The following is an 18,985-nucleotide window of genomic DNA, read 5'->3' as shown; positions in this document are numbered from 1 at the left end:
CCCCACTACGCTTGGCGAGAAAAATCTAAAACATCAAAAAACCGCAAAAATATACTAAAATTCATCCACTTTTTCTCTGGTCATCCCATGCATTTAACCCAGAATCGAAGTCGTCATGAATAGCTCCAAATACATTCACAGCATCATCTGCGCCGCTCTTATAGCGACACCTTGTATGGCCCAATCAGATAGCAAGGGCGCCAAAGTGGTCATCCCCGCCCCAATCGAAGAAAACACCTGGGAATACAGCATCTCCCCCTATCTCTGGCTTTCTGGTATCGACGGAACATCGGGGATCCATGGCCAGGAGGTGGATGTGGATATACCCTTGGATGACGCCATCGACATGCTCGACTTCGCTGGGTATCTTGCATTCAAAGCCCAGAAAGGAAAATGGGGATACTACGCAGACTTCCAATACCTCAAACTCAGCGGTAGCCAGGCCACACCTATCGGATTTTTAGCAGATAAATTAACTGTCGACCTCGAACAATTCACCAGCGAGGCCGGGGTCAAATACAGCCTCTACCAAACGGATAAAACGTTGGTCCAAATCATGGCAGGAGCTCAATACACCTACTTCTCCGTTGACGCAAAAGCCAAAGGAAGAATCTCGGCGTCCATCGGCGACTCGGAAGACTGGATCGATCCGACCATTGGACTCACCCTGATTCACAAATTCAACGAAAAATGGAACCTTCACCTCACCGGCCAAGTCGGCGGGTTTGGCGTTGCATCAGATAGCGCCTGGATGGCCATGGGCGGTGTCGGATACACCATTAACGACTGCTGGCGGGCTATCCTCGGCTACCGTCATCAATACATCGACTACGAAAAAGGTGATTTCCTCTACGACATCAACGTCGGCGGCCCCATGCTTGGTGTTGTCTATGAATTTTAGGGCTCACACTTCTCTCCATCTAACCATCATCCCCATCTGGCTACCAGATGGGGATTTTTTCTATCGTGGCCCTTGCCAAACTCGCACGTGGGCTTACATATAATACCAAACTCTGAACCTTAGGCATTCCGATAACGAAGGGAGTATTGATCATTTTACTGACAATCTGTTCGGCATTTGCTGTTTCAGCGATGGAGTCGAAGGTGCTCGATTTCAAGGAAGAGGTGGAGGGTAGTTTGGTATTGAAGGGATACTCTGGACGTCCGGATAAAGCAGGCACACTCATCGGCTACAAGCTCGAGTTACCCGGCTATAAACAGGCGATGTATTACCGGGGGCCGTGGTGGCCATACGGGGGCAACCGAGGGCTGGGAGAGCGTTTAAGCAAGAGTTCGAAGGAAGGTGGTTTTTTCTCCATCCTGGAACTCAACAACGGCGAATACCTGGCGATTCTACCTCTTTGCGGAGAGCACGCCTATGCATGGTTCGCTCCTAGGGACGGTCAACTGGAGCTTCGATTGGGAACCCGAGGGAAGGCCCGGGTGAAGGGAAACATACCGGTAGTGGCTTGGTCCCGTGCTGACAATCCATACGAGGCATGCTACCGAGTATGGAAAAAGGCCTCCGAAACTGAACAGATCCAAGGCTGGATGAAGTTGCGCGAGGAAAAAACGTACCCCGGGATGTTTCATTACCTCGGGTGGTGTTCGTGGGAAGAGTTCCGCAAAAAAATCAGTTCAAAGGCATTGGTCAAAATGCATCAAACGCTTGAACAAAACGAATTACCCATTCGTTACATGTTGATCGATGACGGGCATTTTTCTCCTCAAACATTGATGCCTTTGAAGACAACATTTCCACAAGGATACAAGCCACTCACCAACTTGCGCAATGAGGATGGCATCAAGTGGATTGGCATGTGGCATGCACTTGCTGGAAATGCCAATGCCATGCACCCGGGCACACCTCCCGAACTTGCGGAGGTGATGATGACCCTACCGAATGGCAGGGCTTTACCTAAACCCGATGAGCAGTCCATCAGGGCTTTTATGGAATATTTGGTGAGTCGATCTGAGAAGGACGGAGTTGATTTTTTGAAGGTTGATTTTTGCGGCACTCTGTTAGCGTATTATGCTGGTACAGCATCAGGCAAGGTGGTGACGCAATTTCCAGCATCCAATGAAAATGCGATCGCTAACCCTCATGCGACAACGGTCAAATATTCACGCATTTATCAGGAAGTGGTCGCTAAGCACTTCGATGGGCTTCTGAACTGCAATTGGCATACCCCACAGTTTATCTTTAATTCGGGCGAGAACGTTGTCGGGCGCTGCAGCTCGGATTACAAGTTGAGTGTAGAAAAAGCGAGCGAGCATTTGCATATGTCCTATGGCACGATGCCTTGGTTGGGGCAAGTTGCGTGGGGAGACCACGACATGTTTCATTCCGGCGACCCTGTGGCAGCGCGAGTCATGGCTATTTCCAAGGCGCTTTCGGGAGGGCCCGTCTATCTCTCGGATAACCCTGGCCACCTGGTACCCGAGGTCGTTTGGCCGCTGTGCTACCAAGACGGAAAACTCTTACGACCACTGGCACCAGGTGCTCCGGTCCCGGAAGACATTTTCCGAGAATCAGAAGACCCTGGATTATTCCGGGCGATGGCTCCACTGGCCAATCGAAGTGTGGCCATCGTGGTTCACAATTTTCACGGCGACGGAAAAAAAGTAGCTCCGAGTTATTCCACCAAACTAACTCCTCACATTTATCAAGCCGCATCAGGTATGATCCAACCTTATGCCGGCAAGTGGGAGATTCCCGGAGAAGGCTTGATTGTATATAATCACCAAAGCAAGTCGGCCCAAGTATTCGGGACCGACGGCTTGGATGTCGAGATCCAAGGGTTTGGTGGGCGCCTTTTTCAACTCAGCCCGATTGATGATGGATGGTCCTTTATCGGCAGAACGGATAAGTATCTCTCAGCCGCCGCCGGGGAAGTGAAAGAGAGAACACCTTCCAAGCTGACCATTCGACTCACGGAAGCCGGTCCTTTCGCTGTCTGGTTGAAGCACGGCAAGCCCCAAGCCGAGGGAGTCACCTTCCAAGCCAAAGGAAACGGCTTGTTTGTTGCCGAACTTCCCGTGACAGGCAAGCCGGCAACCATTGAAATTTCACGATAATTGAGAAGTATGGATGATGCAGGGCGACGAGGAAACCGCCCCCGTTCTGATACAACTCGCTTCAGAGCCTTCTCGCTGAATGGCAGTTGCCCAATTCGATTGGCGCTGTGGTCAACGATACGAGGTATGGCTCATGATAGACGGAGCCTTCGTAGAACCAAGTAGCGTTAAAGGCTGCAAACCCGCGCTAACCCCCAATAAAAAAAGCAGACAGCCTCAATGAGACCATCTGCTGAAAGATTAAACAAATAAGGCAGTTAAAACTGCATATTCAACCCCATGTAAATCTGCCAGTCGGGCTGCCCGGGACCGTCATCACCTACAGAGAATTGAGGTTCGACAAACATATTGTAGACGGTTTCATTTTTGCGAATGACCTTACCAACTCCGAGTCCGAGCGGCATACTATAATTATCGTTGTCAAAGTTGTAGACCCAGATCGGAGCGGAACGCAGGTACCAACCTTCACCCAGTTGATACATCGCAAACGGTTGAAATGCTCCAATATTGACATCCGCGCGGTCATCATTGCCGGCAAAACTCCCCTGCCAAGTGAGAAGGTAGCCATATTGGAATTTTTTGGATGAGGCATTGAAATACACATTGGCCAAACCTGCGGACCATTGCTCAGATCCCAGACTGTTTCGGGTGGCCGTAGGAGCCGTAAGTTGGGGTCCAATACCAAAACTGATCGCCGGGTTACCGACATCAATCAAATAGGCTGCAAAGATATTAAAGTCGCCCAAGCCGGATTTGTGGTCACCGCTGGCAGAGGTCGGAAAAGTATTGATAGGCAGTGATGCCCTCATCAACCAGTTACTTTCTCCAATGCTGAACGGCTGGGCGTAGCGAAGCCAGACTGTATTTGCCTCTTCATCGGTTTCGGTCAAACTACCGACGTAATAGTTTTGAATGTTAAAGGCCACCATATTGGCCAAGGGGTTGTTAGCTTGAGCTGCAGCGGTGGCATCATCCAGTGGAGCAGAATCCGCAGGAGCTATGGCGGTCTCCACTTCAGCACTTGCACTGAGAGGACATGCCGCCAGAGCGATGGTGGCTAGAGAGGCGAGGGAGCGTTTTGTAGTTTTCATAATGTATTTCATTCGATCAAGCCCTACTACGCCATAATCAAGTATGGGAAGCAAGCCATTGTTCGCTGCTTGCCTATTAGGAAAGATGAAGCCCACCGCGTTCCGTGTTGAGTGGTATAGCTTTGAAGCCTACTACACCATCGCGCTCACCCCAGCCGCGGACCTCACCCTCGACGAGATGCACCTAGGATAGCCACTGACATGGCAGGGGCATTGTGATCAAACTGAAATAAGGCCACATTCTGACGACACGTATATCCACCGACTTCAATGCCCTCCCTATCCGGGAAGGCATTTTTGTTTTTTCCTGCTTGTTGGAGGAAGAGAAAGCAGAGCGACGTCGATCTAGAAGGCGAGCTGCCCCGCTTACTTTTGTTTCTTGCGCTTCTTTTTTGTTTTTTTATCGATCACCACCTCGACATCATTTCGGCCCTTTTTTCCGGGAACCGTGAAGCCGTCGCCAACCGACTTCTCAAGCAGCGCCCGCAGCGCCTTGGCTTTTTCCGGCATCGAATCGATCAGGTTCACCTGTTCATCGACGGCTTTCTTCATGTGATAAAGCTGAGCGGGTTTGTTGTCGCCGCCGCGACTCCAACCGCCGGAGTTCTTGCAGGCAATGTATTTCCAATCTCCCTGTCGGATGGCAAACATGCCTTGGACCGAAGCGTGAATGATGACCGGGTGGGTGGCGGCACTCAGCTTTTCCCCCTTGAGCACTGGCAAAATCGAAAAGCTATCGACTCCTGCATCGACTGGTAACGGTTGGTCAAGCAAAGCTGCACAGGTAGCTAGAAGGTTGTTATGGCAAATCGGCTCGGAGGAAACGGCACCTGCTTGAATATTCTCCGGCCAGCGGACCAGATAAGGGACACGGTGGCCACCTTCCCAGATATCGGCTTTGGTTCCGCGCAACCCGGCGGAGGGATCGTGACCAGCCTTCAACAACTGCGGAATATTGGCATGGGGGGAACAGCCGTTATCCGTGGTAAAGAAAACAATCGTATTGTCCTTCATTCCCTTTTCATCGAGAGCTTGAAGGATCCGGCCTACCGCATCATCTGTTTCCATCACGAAATCAGCGTAAGGGTTGATATCACTTTTACCCTTCCATGCTTGGCTGGGAACCGTCGGGCCGTGTGGTGAGTTCAAGGGGACATACAGGAAAAAGGGCACCTGCTTCGTTTGGCTTTTGATGTATTGGACTGAGGTCTCAGCAATGCGGTTCAGCATCTGGCTCGGGTGGTCAAAATTCTCCGTCACCACATCCTGTTCAATCCAGGTGCGCATTTCGCCCGCATGATGAAATCCCCAAAAATGATCGAAGCCACGTTCAATGGGGCCATCGATGACCTTGGTGCCGACTGGCACGGCATTCTTGAGCTGGTGATTTTTATCAATTTTTTTACCCTTCGCTAAGCGGTATTGAAAACCTAGATGCCACTTGCCGACCATGGCCGTATTGTACCCATGCTGTTTCAAAAATCCTGGCACTGTTAATACCTCTTTCTCAATCAGAGGATCTGTACCGACTTTCAGAGAGCCGTCTGCCCGTTTGGTCTCTTTGGTCTGAAGCACGAAACTTTGCAAGCGGGTTCGCCAAGGGTAACGGCCTGTCAGCACTCCATATCGTGTTGGAGTGCAGACCGAGGAGGCACTATGAGCGTCAGTAAAACGCATACCTTCTGCCGCCAGGCTGTCAATCGCCGGAGTTTTGATCTTGGCGTCTTCGGCATAACAAGAAACATCGCCATAACCTTGATCGTCGCTCATAATGAAAACGATATTGGGTTTCCATGATGCCGCTAAAGCTGTGGCACTTATCAATAAAATAAAGAGGCTGTATTTCATGGTTCATTTTTTAGGGTTCAATGACGTTCTGGATCCAACCATTCGAACCCAACCTTTCATCTAATCCGTCGGGTTGACAGCTCGTTGATTACCATCTGCCGCAGCCAATCTACGTCAGCCACTTCGTCATCTTGCTACTTTTTGTATTTCTTACGTCACTTCAGCGGCGTCATTGCTTCAGTAGCATGGAAAAAGCGCCCCCTTCGACTTGGAACCCAAACTGCCAGAAGGCGCACCAGAATCCAACTTGTTTCATACCCAGTATCTCTCCGGCACGGAGGAGACGCTTTTTTTTTGCGAGTAGAGTCTCGGCAAGCGAAGAGCTTCAGCGATGGCGGGTATCATGTTCGTTCTTATTAGCGAAGTTCTGAGTTGCGTGTCTCTGGCGGGTTTCAAGGATCTGGCATTCCTAACTGGACAACCCTGCAGCCGGCCCATTTATCCCCTTGCATCAAATGGTAGACGAGGCATGATCTATTTTGGACCGCGACTTCGTATGGCTACTCTCAGAAAAATAACGATCTATCATCTGACCCTCATCATTCTCCCCCTCTGCTTGCTGGTGGAATCATGCGTGCCAAAACCGTATTTTAAGAGCTCTGGACGGAGCCAAGCTTATCATGATTCTTCGGGATCGACACTCAACCGTGCTTGGATATCGAGAACCTCCCGTCAAACCCTCAGGCACATCCGAGCACGTAAAGACCAAACACCACAAAGCGACTCCGAGCATATTGCCCTGGCCGAAGAAGCGGTTCATTTGGCTAAAAAATCACGGACCAAGTCTCCTGAACAATCCACCCTCCACTACCTCCAAGCCGTCGAGTTTCTCTGGCCAGTCATCCGAACAACGCCCTACCCCGCATCCGGTTATCTTGATTCACGCCACAAACGCAAGCTTCTGGCCCACCAACTCTACATCCACTCGGTCGGACAAATCGCGATGTTTGCCTGCCGTGCCGTAAAATCTCAAAACAAGGCATCGCCTATCCAAGTTGGAGATAAACAAATTCAAATCAATACATCTACACCGCACAGCCTGCACCCGGATCGGTTTGATTCTATCTTACCCTTGGACACCCTCAGCTACGGCAATGTCGGAAAATACCATCATCGCCAAATGGGGCTAGGAGCCGCCGCCGTTGGCCGCCAAAGCCGGACCCCACATCGGCTCCAATCGAATCCATACATCCCGACCAACGGTCTCGACACCCCGATCAACATAACCGTTGATGTTCCAGCCCCTGGAAAACCTCGACTGACCATCACGGACTTACTCCAGACCCAATACTCCCATATTACCGGGACAAGCAGATTGCTTTCTGCCGACTACTCGGCCCCGATTGCGGCCGTTGCTTCAACCGAATCATCCTTCATGGGGTTATCCCTCGCCTTGAATCCCGAACAAGCAAATGCTCAAATGGGGTTATTTGCCATTGGACTCCAGGATCCAAACAAAATCCCGGTTATTTTTGTCCACGGGCTGATCTCACAACCCTCCACCTGGACCACTGCGACCAACCACCTGATGGCCGATCCTCTCATTCGAGAGAACTATCAGTTCTACTACTACCTCTACCAAACCGGCCAAAACCCCATCATCTCCGGAGCTCAATTCCGAAGAACCCTCATTGATTTTTACCAAAACCAGGACCACCACCCTGGAAACCAGCTAGATCGCACCGTCCTCATCGGGCACAGCATGGGAGGCTTGTTATCCTCGATGCAAAGTCGCACTTTCGATAACAAACTACTCGACCTGCTTTATATCGAAAAGCCAACAGGCTACAGTAAGGACTCGGCTTACGGACAAACCAAGATCCTAATCGAACATCCAACACTCAAACAAATCGAACGCACGATTTTTGTTGCCACGCCTCACCTTGGAAGCGGCATAGCAGACAACTGGATCGGGCAAGTGGGATCATCGTTGGTGAAACTTCCACAAAGCATGAGCAGTCTGCAACTAGATGTGTTCAGTGACAATATGACTGAATTTGGGCGGGCATTGGTAGGCAACGCCGAATCTCCCAACTCCGTCAATTACCTCAAGTCTCACAATCCGGCCCTGACCTTGATCAGCAAACAACCATTCAACAAACGGATTACCTACCATTCGATCATGGGCAACCGTGGCCTGCACCAAAATCACCCCCAAAAATCCTCTGACGGTGTAGTGCCGTATTGGAGCTCCCACCTGAAAGGGGCCGACTCTGAAATACTGGTTCCATCACTGCACGATGCCCAGTTGCACCCGGAAGCGCATCGTGAAATGACCCGCATTTTACATCTCCATCTAGCGAAAAAGAAACACGTGAAACCCTGAATTTACGAAGCTGCCGGCAGCGAATCGACAACACAGACGATGAATACAAAATCCCCGACGCGCATCAAAGCCACGCTTTCTTGAGACGATACAAACACCCAATCCTAGCAATATTACTAGGGCGGCCCTCTAGAGTCGACAACACGTAATAATTTGAATAGGTTATTAACCTTAATCTAAATTGAGCATGCATGCACGGCATTCTCGATGCCTCCCCCCATCTGCACAAACAATCACTGCCCAAACGATGAAATACACACAATCCCAACTTATTAGCTCTCTATGCCTAGGCTGTGTCGGCCTTTTCTTAACAGCATGCTCCAAGGACAAAGAAAAAAAAGAAATCGTGCGACCGATCGAGGCCATGCAAGTCGGCGTCGTTTCGAATATTGACAAAACCATTCTCAACGGCAAAGCCAAAGCGACTCGCGAAGTGAACATTGCCTTCGAAGTGTCAGGTCGCATCGTAACCTTCGCCGCTGAGGTTGGAGACGAGGTCAAAGAAGGTGACATTCTCGCCCAACTCGACCCACGGGACTACCAAAACGCCGTCACGGTTGCCGAAGCGGAAGTCGAGCGTGCTGCCGCCATGCTGCAGCGAGTCCAAAAAGCCTTCAAAGGTAATGCGGTATCCGCCCAGACCGTGACCAATGCGGAAGCCCAGACCAAAGCAGCTGAAGCGGCTTTGAGGATTGCTAAAAAACAATCCGACGACACCACCATCCGGGCGCCCTTCTCCGGACGAATCGTAGCGACTTACGCGGAGAACTTTGAAAACACGGTCGCCAAACAAAAGGTGCTTCGCCTGCTCGACCTCAGCAAGATTGAAATGGTTGTCAATGTGCCTGAAAAATTGATCCCCAACGTCCCCTACGTCGAAACCATCAATGTCACCTTCTCGGCCTTTCCCAATGTGAAAATCCCGGCCAAGGTCAAGCAGGTCGGTTCCGAAGCGAGTGAACTTACCCGGACTTACCCGGTCACCCTGATCATGGACCAGCCTAAGGGGATTCAAATTCTCCCCGGAATGGCAGGCGAGGCAATAGGAACAGCCAAGCTTCCGGCCGACCGGTTTGCCGGTGGTATTACCGTGCTCCCTTCATCGGTTGCCTCATCCAATGGAGACTCCCACGTTTGGGTCATCAACCCTGATACCGGAGTGGTTGCCAAAACCAAGGTCACGGTGAGTCGTATCAATCCATCCGGAGTCGTCATCACCGAGGGCATCACTCCCGGGCAATGGATCGCCACGGCAGGAGCCCACTCCCTCACGGAAGGCCAAAAAGTGCGCATTCTCGGGCAATAACCCATTGGAAACCCTAGCCTACCCGCTATGAAAACTCTTGTTTCTCTCGCCATCGACCGACCGGTCTTCACCTACTTCTTTGCCGCCCTGCTCGCCGTAGGGGGCATCGCCAGCTACTTTACCCTGGGCAAACTGGAAGATCCTGATTTCACGGTGAAAACCGCGATCATCATGACCCAGTATCCCGGCGCCAGCCCGGAGGAAGTGGAAGAAGAAGTCACGGATAAACTGGAGGGAGCCCTCCAGGAAATGACACAGCTACGCTTCCTGACTTCCTATTCACGTGCCGGAAGCTCCCTGATCAAAGTGGAAATCCAGCCCGAATACTGGGCCGACCGACTTCCCCAGGTGTGGGATGAAATGCGTAAAAAGGTCAATGACGTCTCTGACACGCTACCCCCTGGAGTAGCCAAACCCATGGTCATGGATGACTTCAGCTTCGTTTACGGCTTTGTTATTGCCGTCACCGGAGATGGTTACAACTACGCTGAACTCGAGGAGCAGGTTAAAAACATCCGCAAAGAACTCAACCTCGTTCCGGGTGTCGCACGAGTCGAACTCTGGGGGCAGCAGCCCAAGGTCATCTACATTGATGTCAAGGAACAGCAACTGGCCGAACTCGGATTAACCACCGAAGCCCTGCTGATGAACCTCACCAGCCAAAACATCGTGGTCGACCCTGGTGCCATCGACATTCAAAACAAACGCATCCGCTTCGAGGTCACCGGCGACTTCACCTCGGTCGAACAGATCGAAAACCTCACCGTCCGGGCCAGCCTACTCGACAATTCCATCAATGTTGGTGAACAACTCACTGGCCAAAGCCTGGTCAGCAAAGGAACGGACCTCTTGCGAGTCAAGGATGTCGCTACCGTACGCCGAGGATACCTTGAGCCCCAACTCACTGAGATGCGCTTCCAAGGACGCCCGTCCATCGCTATTTCAGTCGCAACTACCGCCGGCGGAGACATCACAGCCACCGGCAACGCCATCGCCGAACGGCTCGACGAACTCAAGGAAGAGATCCCTGTCGGTATTGAAATCGACCGGGTGGCATGGCAAGGAGACCTGGTCGAACAAGCGGTCGGAGGGTTCATCATCAACCTGCTTGAATCCGTACTCATCGTTCTGGTCGTCATCGCCCTCGGTATGGGCCTGCGCGTTGGTCTGATCGTTGGTTCCGGCCTCGCCCTGACCATCCTCGGCACCCTGATTTTCCTCAACATCCTCGGAGTCGATCTTCACCGCGTCTCACTCGGAGCCTTTGTGATCGCTCTCGGCATGATGGTAGACAACTCAATTGTGATCGCCGACGGGATCTCATCCCGCCTCAAAAAAGGCATGAACAAACGGGATGCCGCGATTCAAGCAACCGCCAAACCGGCCGTCGCCTTGTTGGGAGCCACTCTGGTTGCCGTTGCCGCCTTCTACCCCAGTATTGCCTCCAAAACCGATGGTGGTGAATACGGCCGCACCATGTTCATCGTGGTCGGCATTTCCCTGATGTTGAGCTGGGTGCTCGCCATGACAGTGACTCCCCTGCAATGCATGGCCATGTTGAAAGTCCCCAAGGGAGGAAAAACGGAGGACGATGCCGACTCCAGTCAATCCGAGAGCGGCTTTCTTACCATGTTCCGCCGGATCTTGGAAACAGCCATCCGCAAACGTGCCATCACCGTGCTCGGTCTCATCATTCTGTTTGTCACCGCCGTTCTCGGCTTCCAGAAAGTCGATCAGGCATTCTTCACGGATTCCACCCGTACCCAGTTTATGATCGATTACTGGGCCCCGGAAGGAACACGCATTCAAAACGTCTCCTCCGACCTCAAAGAGATCGAAGACAAACTCATGGCCGATGACCGAGTGCTCAATATCAGCACCTACATCGGAGGTGGACCACCTCGCTTCTACCTGCCCGTTGACCCTGAATTCCCTTACCAGTCCTACGCCCAAATCGTGGTCAATACCAAAGACCTCAAAACGGTCACGGCTCAGGTCGAGGAAATGACCAAGTGGGTCCGAGAAACCCAACCTCAAGCAATGGTTCGCGTCCGTAAATTCTCTGCCGGACCGGGCTTCACCTGGCCCTTTGAAGCCCGCTTCAGTGGACCAGCCAACGCCGACCCCGAAGTTCTCAAAGATCTTGCCGAGCAAGGGAAAAAAATCCTCGCCAAAAGTGCTTACGCGAAAGATGTCAGAACAGACATGCGCCAACCGGTGCAAAAGGCGGTTGCCCAATATGACGACGAAAAAGCGCGCTGGGCCGTGGTCTCCCGGGTGAACGTCGCAAGCGCCCTTCGGGCCTCCCACGACGGACTACCAGTCGGGCTCTACCGCGAAGCCGATAGCCTGCAACCTGTGGTGGTTCGTTTTGTCGACGAAGAGCGACAGCGCCTGAGCGACTCGTTGGATACCCTTCAGGTCCGGCCTGCACTCTCAACCAAGTCACTACCGCTCGACTCCGTCACCAATGGTATCAAGCTCGAATGGGAAGATCCGATCCGCGTCCGATGGAACCGCCGACCGGCGATTACCGTTCAAGCCGCTCCAGATGGGGTCAGTTTCCCCACCCTGCTCAGCGACGTCCGCGAAGAGTTTGAAGCCATCCCCCTTCCTCCGGGTTACAAGTTGGAATGGCGTGGTGAATATTTCGGCACTCTCGATTCCCAGTTATCTCTGATTCCCGGAATTATTGCCTCACTCGTCCTGATGCTCTTCCTGATGGTTGCCTTGTTTAACTCGGTTCGCATCCCCGCACTGATCTTTATCGTGGTTCCACTGGGTATCATCGGCATTGTTGGAGGATTACTGATCACGAACAACCCGTTCTCCTTTATGGCTCTGATTGGGGCAATCAGTCTCTCCGGAATGATGATTAAAAACTCGATTGTTTTGATCGATGAAATCCGGGCCAACGAAGCCGAGGGACTCCCCCCATACAAGGCGGTTGTGGAAGCCGCCGTCTCACGGACCATGCCCATCATGTTAGGAGCCGCAACCACTATCCTGGGCGTTGCACCACTACTTCAAGACATCTTCTGGGTTGCGATGTCGGTCACCATCATGGCCGGGCTCACCCTCGGCACACTCTTCACCTTGATCGTCATCCCAGTGGGTTACACCATCTTCTTTAAGATTAAACCTCCTGCAAAAGAAAAGGCCTAACTTAAAATTTCAAGAGCCTTTACCCACGGTAAAGGCTCTTTTTATTCAGAAAAATCACTACTATTATGGAAATCAACTTCTACGAGTTATTTAACAAAAACATGACCTTGATGATCTTTTCGGTCGTCGCATTCGGACTACTCCTCGGTCGCCTCAAAATTGGAAGCATTGAACTAGGATCAACCACAGGCGTTCTTCTGGTTGGTCTGCTTTTCGGTCATTTCGGGTTCGAATCCCAACCCATTCTCGGCACCTTTGGCTTTACTATTTTTATCTTTGCCGTGGGTCTGCAAGCTGGCCCCACTTTCTTCAGTGTCTTCAAAATAGATGGAGCCAAGTATATAGCCTTGGCTGTTGTCGTTGCAGCCAGTGCATTTGGTGCAGCGATGATCATCGCCCGTATCATCGGTCTTGATTACGGGCTGAATGCCGGACTCTTGGCCGGATCGCTCACCAGCACCCCGACACTTGTCGGAGCCCAGGATGCAGTGCGCAGCGGCTTGGCCAATATACCGGAGGGAATGACCCCTGAAAAAGCACTGCAAAACGTCTCAGTGGGTTATGCCATCACCTACATCTTTGGAACCATCGGCCTGATCGTTTTCATCCGCTATTTACCACTCATTTTAAAAATAGATCTGCCGGAAGAAGCAAAAAAACTGGCCGACGAACGAGGCTTCAGCGCCAAGAAAAAGCTGGCGCATGACAGCGCTCATGTACCACTGATTCGTGCCTATCAAATCCCCGAGGCCATGGAGGGAAAAACCATCGAAGTGCTCCGCGCTGCCGCTGGCAAAAAGTCAACGCCTCTGAAAATGCGCCGCCAAGGAAAAATTCTGTCTATTCATGATGACACAGTGCTTGAAAAAGGGGATGTCGTTTCTGTGATAGGCAGCCTCTATGAACACGAACGCCGGAAAGAGGAAGCGGGTGTTGAAGTACTCGACCCAGAGTTACTCAACTACGACATCATCACCAAAGAAATCGTTGTCATCCGCCAGGAGGCCGTTGGCAAAACACTCTCTGAACTCGCAATCACCGCAGATTTCGGCTGCTATGTTCGAGGCATCAAACGCGCCTCCATCGATCTACCCGTCGACAACATGATCACCACCAACAAAGGTGACCGCCTCTACATCACCGGGGAATCAAGCAGACTCGAAGCGCTTGCCGAAAAAATAGGACGCATCGAAGCCGAGGAAACCCAAACCGATCTCCTAAGTTTTGCCTTCGGCATCGGTGGCGGCTTACTCATCGGCATGATCATGCTTAAACTTGGGGGGGTATCCATCGGCCTGGGCAGCGCCGGAGGGCTTCTGCTGCTCGGCATTGTTTTCGGGTTTATCCGATCGATCAACCCATCCTTTGGTGGCGTCCCACCAGCAGCCCGCAATATCCTCATGGAGTTCGGGCTGGTCATGTTCATGGCTGGAGTCGGGCTTAATGCTGGCGGCGGTATCGTGGAGGGCTTAATGTCGGCTGGCATCCCCCTTCTTTTAGGAGGAATGGTTGTCACCTTGCTCCCCGTCTTTGTCGGGTATTTCTTTGGCAAAAAGGTCCTGAACATGAACCCCGCCCTCTTACTCGGCTCCATCACCGGAGCCATGACCAGCACCCCCTCACTCAACGTCATCACGGATGCCGCAAAAAGCGAAATCCCAGCCCTTGGCTACGCCGGCACCTACACCTTTGCCAATGTCTTACTCACATTTGCCGGCACGATTATCATGGCTCTTTAACCCTCCTCCTCACAATGCCCTCATCAAAAAAGGTCACCCCTCCCATCGATCACCTCCGTGCTCGCCGGCTCATCGGCTGCCTGTGGTTTATGGCGAAAGAAACGCGGAATGTTCTTTTGATCCTACTGGCCAATATCATCGGTGGGGGCTTACTTATCTCACTATTCGATAGCATTCCCATCATTGAAGGACAATATCTGGCATTTATCACATCATTGACCGTTGGCTATGGCGATCTCTCACCCGAGACCTGGCCAGCCCGCATCGTCTCCATCTGCATTGGCATCAATGGTCTTCTACTGACTGGCATTGTTGTTGCCATGGCGATTAAAGCCGTGGAGCTATCCTTCTCCGAAGAAGATCCGAACATCTTACGTCATCTGGATGTCGAAGATCAAACCACGGCGCCTCAATCGTCCTCGGATGAGTGAAGACCCAACACATTGCCAGCTAGGCCATGGACTCACCGACATCAAACATCAAAGCTTCCCTTCTCCATTCAGAAGAAGATCTCGCTTACTTTCTTAAAAACAGCACCGAACAAATTTGGTGCCTAGAACTTGATCAACCACTTCAGCTCGACACCGACGAGATGGAGCAAGCTCGGCATCTCTTCAAGCACGCCTACCTCACAGACGTGAATGAGTCCTTTGCTAAACTTTACGGGCTTAGCGTCGCTGAAATGAATGGCCAACGGCTTGAAAAAATCATGCCCGAGGAACTACCCTCGACGATGCCAACGCTGCTTCGGGCGGTCCGGGCAAAGTTTGATGTGGTTGATTTTGAAACCATCGAGCAAGATAAAGACGGCCGGGAAATCCGAGTGCTCAACAATTTTATTCCTCTGATTGAAAACAACCAGTTGATTCGATTGTGGGGCACCGCACGGGACATCACCCAACTGCGTAGAACCGAAGAATCCAACCGCCTGCGCTCTCTGGCGATTGAAACAATGAGAGACGGCTGTGTCATCGTCGATGCCAAGGCTAAGGGGATGCCCATCCTCTATCACAATAAACAGTTCACCACCATTACCGGCTACGACTCTCCAGATACAGTGGGTAAAAATTGTCGGTTTCTCCAAGGCCCTGAAACCTCCCTTGAACAACTACTGCTGATCCGCCAGGCCGTCAATGCCGCGAAACCTTATCATGGCGAGCTTCTCAACTATCGGAAAGATGGCTCCACCTTCTGGAACTATCTACAAATTGCTCCCGTCTTTGATGATCATCATGAACTCAGCCATTTCGTCGGTATCATTTCAGATGTCACACAACGCAAACAGTCTGAAACACTTTTACACACTCGCAATAAGCAGCTAAAACAAGAAGCCGATCAGCGACATCAAATCCAACGAGATTTGGAAAGACTCGGCAAAAAACTCGTCGACACACGTGAGAGCGAAAAACGCTATCTGGCTCGCGAACTCCATGATGATGTCACCCAAAGACTGGCCGCCATGGCCCTTGATATTAAGAGGATAGCCCAACAAAGCTCGTTATCGCAACAAGCAACAAAAAGGGAACTGCTGAGCCTCGGGCAAAAGCTCGGGGAACTTGCTGTAGACACTCAAGAACTCAGCCGCCAGCTTCATCCCAAAATCCTTGAGGATCTCGGGCTTAACTCCGCCATCCGATCCAAATGCTTACGCTTTAAAAAGCGAACGGGAATACCTGTCCATCTATTGCTCCACCCAAGCTCCAATCAACTCGACCAGGAACAAGCGCTTTGCGCATACCGAGTGCTGCAAGAAGCCCTCACGAACATTCACCGTCACGCCGAAGCATCGAAAGTTCACATCGAACTCATCTATAACAATCGATCAGCAACACTAACAATCAAAGATGACGGCATCGGCTTTGACCTGAAATCGGCAAAAAACCAAGAGTCGCTAGGATTAGTCAGTATCTCTGAGAGAGTTCGTTTGAGTAATGGCCATCTGAATATTCATTCAAAACCCCTTCAAGGGACCATGTTAAAAATCGAACTCCCACTCACAAAGCGCCACAACCCTCACCTGAAATGAAACCAACGATCATCATAGCGGATGACCATCAAATCTTTCTGAATGGGTTACACAGCCTGCTCGATCCCCATTATACAATCGTGGCCCGGGCAACAGACGGCAACGAACTGATCGATTTAGCCCTCAAACATCAGCCTGATTTGGTTGTGTCCGATCTATCCATGCCCAAGACGAATGGGATTACGGCAATACGGACACTTCGCAATCGCCAGTGTCGGGCTAAATTCATCCTACTCACAATGCACATGGAGCCCGAATATGCATCAGCAGCCATCAAGGCTGGAGCTTCTGCCTATATTCTGAAACACACGGCCCCTGAAAAACTACTAACATTACTAGGCGAGGTTCTCCACGGGAAGGTTTACATCCCATCAGAATTAACACGAGACATACTCGAATGGTCAGACCAGACGAACGAGACCAACCGTATCACCGAAAGACAACGGGAAATCATCCAGTTGCTTGCTCAAGGCCTGATAGCCAAAGAAATTGGTGCCCAACTGAACATTTCACCTCGCACTGTCGAATATCACAAATACCAGGCGATGAAAAAACTGGGACTAACAAAGTCAGCCGAGCTCATTCATTTTGCAGCTCAAAAAAATCAACCCTCGGAGACCAACCTTGACTTATAAGCAACCCCACCAACCCCTAGTAAAAGTACTGTGCTGAACTGGGAGTTACCCGAGTAGACATTTTTGCGTTGTCACTCTATTCTCATTGATACCGGATTAAAAAAACTCAATCCGGCCCAACAATTAGAACCATGAAACGTACACTATGCACAACTCTGGTAACCGGCTTAATAACTTGCTTAAGTGCTGTTGCTGCAGAGAAAAAACCAAACATCCTCGTCATCTGGGGGGATGACATCGGTCAGTCCAACATAAGCGCTTATACCCGCGGCATGATGGGCTATAAAACCCCTAACATTGACCGGATAGCCAAGGAGGGAATCCTTTTCACTGACTATTACGGAGAGCAGTCCTGCACCGCTGGACGAGCTTCATTCATGTTAGGCCAAAGCGTTTACAGAACGGGCCTGTCGAAAGTGGGACTACCCGGAGCACCCAAAGGAATCAATGTTCTGGATCCTACCATAGCAGTACTTTTGAAAGACCAAGGTTATGTCACCGGTCAATTTGGTAAAAACCATTTCGGTGACCAGGATCACATGCTTCCAACCAATCATGGATTTGATGAATTTTTGGGTAACCTTTACCACCTCAATGCAGAAGAAGAGCCAGAGAATGAAGACTACCCTCGCGACCCAGAATTCAAAAAGAAATTCGGCCCCCGCGGTGTCATCAAATCCTCAGCTGATGGAAAAATCCAAGACACTGGTCCGCTGACTAAAAAGCGTCAGGAAACAGTCGATGATGAAACTGTCGCTGCAGCGGTCGACTTCATTCAACGCTCACACAAATCAGGCAAGCCATGGTTCTGCTGGTGGAACGGTACTCGGATGCACTTCCGCACCCATGTCAAAAGTGAAATGCGCAAGCAAGCCGACGAAATTGCCGGCAAGCATCTGGACGAATACCAAGCGGGAATGATCGAACATGACATCCATATTGGGGTGTTCATGAAGCTACTCGACGATCTCGGAATCGCCGACAATACCATCGTCATGTATTCAACCGACAATGGTCCTCATATGAACTCTTGGCCCGATGCCGCATCTTCACCTTTCGAGAATGAAAAAAATAGTAACGGCGAAGGTGGATGGAGAGTTCCTTGCCTGATTCGCTGGCCCGGTGTGGTACAGCCAGGTTCAGTATCCAACGGAGTGGTTCACCACATGGACATGATGCCTACCTTCCTTGCTGCTGCAGGCAAGACCGACATCAAAGAAGATCTACTCGATGGCTACAAGTCATCAGCACTCAACCGTGACTACAAAATCCACCTCGATGGATACAACATCACTGAGCATCTTAAAGATCCCGATAATGTGGATAGCCCCCGTAAAGAAGTTTTCTATTTCTCAGATACCGGCGAACTCACAGCCTTACGCTACGCCGATTGGAAAATGGTTTTCCTTGAGCAAAAGACGAAAGGTGGACTACGCGTATGGATTGATCCATGGGTAGAACTTCGCGTCCCTTTGATCTTTAACCTCCGCCGTGACCCCTATGAGCGAGCTCAATTCACCTCCAACACTTACTATGATTGGATGATGGATCGCATTTTCCTCTTAGTTCCCGCTCAGCAATATGTTGGTAAGTTCTTGGGCACATTCAAGGAATACCCACCACGCATGAAACCAGCCAGCTTCTCGATCGATCAAGTCATGCAGAAAATGACTGACGCAGCTAGCAGCAAGGGCAAGTAACCCGGACCTATCTCATAACGCTTTGTAATGGGGCTCTTGAAAAAGGGCCCCATTACAATCTTTCAGCTCCT

Annotated in this window: 12 protein-coding genes; 10 read left to right on the top strand and 2 right to left on the bottom strand. The window is 51.0% G+C overall.

Annotated elements, in window-relative coordinates; genetic code table 11:
* Positions 1-115 precede the first annotated feature (115 nt).
* Complete coding sequence (locus HW115_RS15240; RefSeq protein WP_178933811.1) at positions 116-901, top strand: outer membrane protein; 786 nt, start codon at positions 116-118, stop codon at positions 899-901.
* 191 nt (positions 902-1,092) lie between these two features.
* Positions 1,093-3,078: a Sip1-related alpha-galactosidase gene (locus tag HW115_RS15235; RefSeq protein WP_178933810.1), complete on the top strand. Its 1,986-nt coding sequence runs from the start codon at positions 1,093-1,095 to the stop codon at positions 3,076-3,078.
* A 257-nt stretch (positions 3,079-3,335) separates the two neighbouring features.
* On the opposite strand, the gene HW115_RS15230 is transcribed toward HW115_RS15235, so the two are convergent.
* Both HW115_RS15230 and HW115_RS15225 read right to left on the bottom strand, forming a co-directional pair.
* A complete protein-coding gene (locus tag HW115_RS15230) occupies positions 3,336-4,169 on the bottom strand; it encodes a hypothetical protein (RefSeq protein ID WP_178933809.1) in 834 nt (277 codons plus the stop codon).
* A 366-nt stretch (positions 4,170-4,535) separates the two neighbouring features.
* Positions 4,536-6,017 (bottom strand): sulfatase family protein, encoded by a 1,482-nt coding sequence (locus HW115_RS15225; RefSeq protein WP_178933808.1) that lies wholly within the window; start codon positions 6,015-6,017, stop codon positions 4,536-4,538.
* A gap of 496 nt (positions 6,018-6,513) precedes the next feature.
* On the opposite strand from HW115_RS15225, the gene HW115_RS15220 reads away from it, so the two are divergent.
* The 8 genes from HW115_RS15220 (at position 6,514) to HW115_RS15185 (ending at position 18,914) form a co-directional block, all read left to right on the top strand.
* Positions 6,514-8,343, top strand: a complete 1,830-nt coding sequence (locus HW115_RS15220) for an esterase/lipase family protein (protein ID WP_178933807.1) — start codon at positions 6,514-6,516, stop codon at positions 8,341-8,343.
* Positions 8,344-8,590: 247 nt separating this feature from the next.
* Positions 8,591-9,649, top strand: a complete 1,059-nt coding sequence (locus HW115_RS15215) for an efflux RND transporter periplasmic adaptor subunit (protein ID WP_178933806.1) — start codon at positions 8,591-8,593, stop codon at positions 9,647-9,649.
* A gap of 27 nt (positions 9,650-9,676) precedes the next feature.
* The gene (locus tag HW115_RS15210) at positions 9,677-12,814 is read left to right on the top strand and encodes an efflux RND transporter permease subunit (RefSeq protein WP_178933805.1); all 3,138 of its coding nucleotides are present in this window, start codon (positions 9,677-9,679) and stop codon (positions 12,812-12,814) included.
* A gap of 65 nt (positions 12,815-12,879) precedes the next feature.
* Positions 12,880-14,553 (top strand): aspartate:alanine exchanger family transporter, encoded by a 1,674-nt coding sequence (locus HW115_RS15205; protein ID WP_178933804.1) that lies wholly within the window; start codon positions 12,880-12,882, stop codon positions 14,551-14,553.
* Between the two features lie 89 nt (positions 14,554-14,642).
* On the top strand, positions 14,643-14,984 hold the full coding sequence (locus tag HW115_RS15200) for a potassium channel family protein (protein ID WP_178933803.1): 342 nt from the start codon (positions 14,643-14,645) through the stop codon (positions 14,982-14,984).
* 26 nt (positions 14,985-15,010) lie between these two features.
* On the top strand, positions 15,011-16,579 hold the full coding sequence (locus tag HW115_RS15195) for a PAS domain-containing protein (protein ID WP_178933802.1): 1,569 nt from the start codon (positions 15,011-15,013) through the stop codon (positions 16,577-16,579).
* Positions 16,576-17,214 carry a response regulator gene (locus HW115_RS15190; protein ID WP_178933801.1) on the top strand — a complete coding sequence of 213 codons (639 nt, stop codon included), beginning with the start codon at positions 16,576-16,578 and terminating at the stop codon, positions 17,212-17,214. The genes HW115_RS15195 and HW115_RS15190 overlap by 4 nt, the downstream gene beginning before the upstream one ends.
* Before the next feature lie 131 nt (positions 17,215-17,345).
* Positions 17,346-18,914, top strand: coding sequence for an arylsulfatase (locus HW115_RS15185; protein WP_178933800.1), 1,569 nt, complete (start codon positions 17,346-17,348; stop codon positions 18,912-18,914).
* Positions 18,915-18,985: the final 71 nt, after the last annotated feature.

Source organism: Oceaniferula marina (assembly GCF_013391475.1).
Classification (GTDB): Bacteria; Verrucomicrobiota; Verrucomicrobiia; order Verrucomicrobiales; family Akkermansiaceae; genus Oceaniferula; species Oceaniferula marina.
This window is presented reverse-complemented; position numbering and strand designations above follow the sequence as displayed.

Coding starts and splice junctions, on each gene's coding strand:
- HW115_RS15240 (WP_178933811.1), top strand. CDS start 116: ATGAATAGCTCCAAATACATTCACAGCATCATCTGCGCCGCTCTTATA.
- HW115_RS15235 (WP_178933810.1), top strand. CDS start 1,093: ATGGAGTCGAAGGTGCTCGATTTCAAGGAAGAGGTGGAGGGTAGTTTG.
- HW115_RS15230 (WP_178933809.1), bottom strand. CDS start 4,169: ATGAAAACTACAAAACGCTCCCTCGCCTCTCTAGCCACCATCGCTCTG.
- HW115_RS15225 (WP_178933808.1), bottom strand. CDS start 6,017: ATGAAATACAGCCTCTTTATTTTATTGATAAGTGCCACAGCTTTAGCG.
- HW115_RS15220 (WP_178933807.1), top strand. CDS start 6,514: ATGGCTACTCTCAGAAAAATAACGATCTATCATCTGACCCTCATCATT.
- HW115_RS15215 (WP_178933806.1), top strand. CDS start 8,591: ATGAAATACACACAATCCCAACTTATTAGCTCTCTATGCCTAGGCTGT.
- HW115_RS15210 (WP_178933805.1), top strand. CDS start 9,677: ATGAAAACTCTTGTTTCTCTCGCCATCGACCGACCGGTCTTCACCTAC.
- HW115_RS15205 (WP_178933804.1), top strand. CDS start 12,880: ATGGAAATCAACTTCTACGAGTTATTTAACAAAAACATGACCTTGATG.
- HW115_RS15200 (WP_178933803.1), top strand. CDS start 14,643: ATGGCGAAAGAAACGCGGAATGTTCTTTTGATCCTACTGGCCAATATC.
- HW115_RS15195 (WP_178933802.1), top strand. CDS start 15,011: ATGGACTCACCGACATCAAACATCAAAGCTTCCCTTCTCCATTCAGAA.
- HW115_RS15190 (WP_178933801.1), top strand. CDS start 16,576: ATGAAACCAACGATCATCATAGCGGATGACCATCAAATCTTTCTGAAT.
- HW115_RS15185 (WP_178933800.1), top strand. CDS start 17,346: ATGAAACGTACACTATGCACAACTCTGGTAACCGGCTTAATAACTTGC.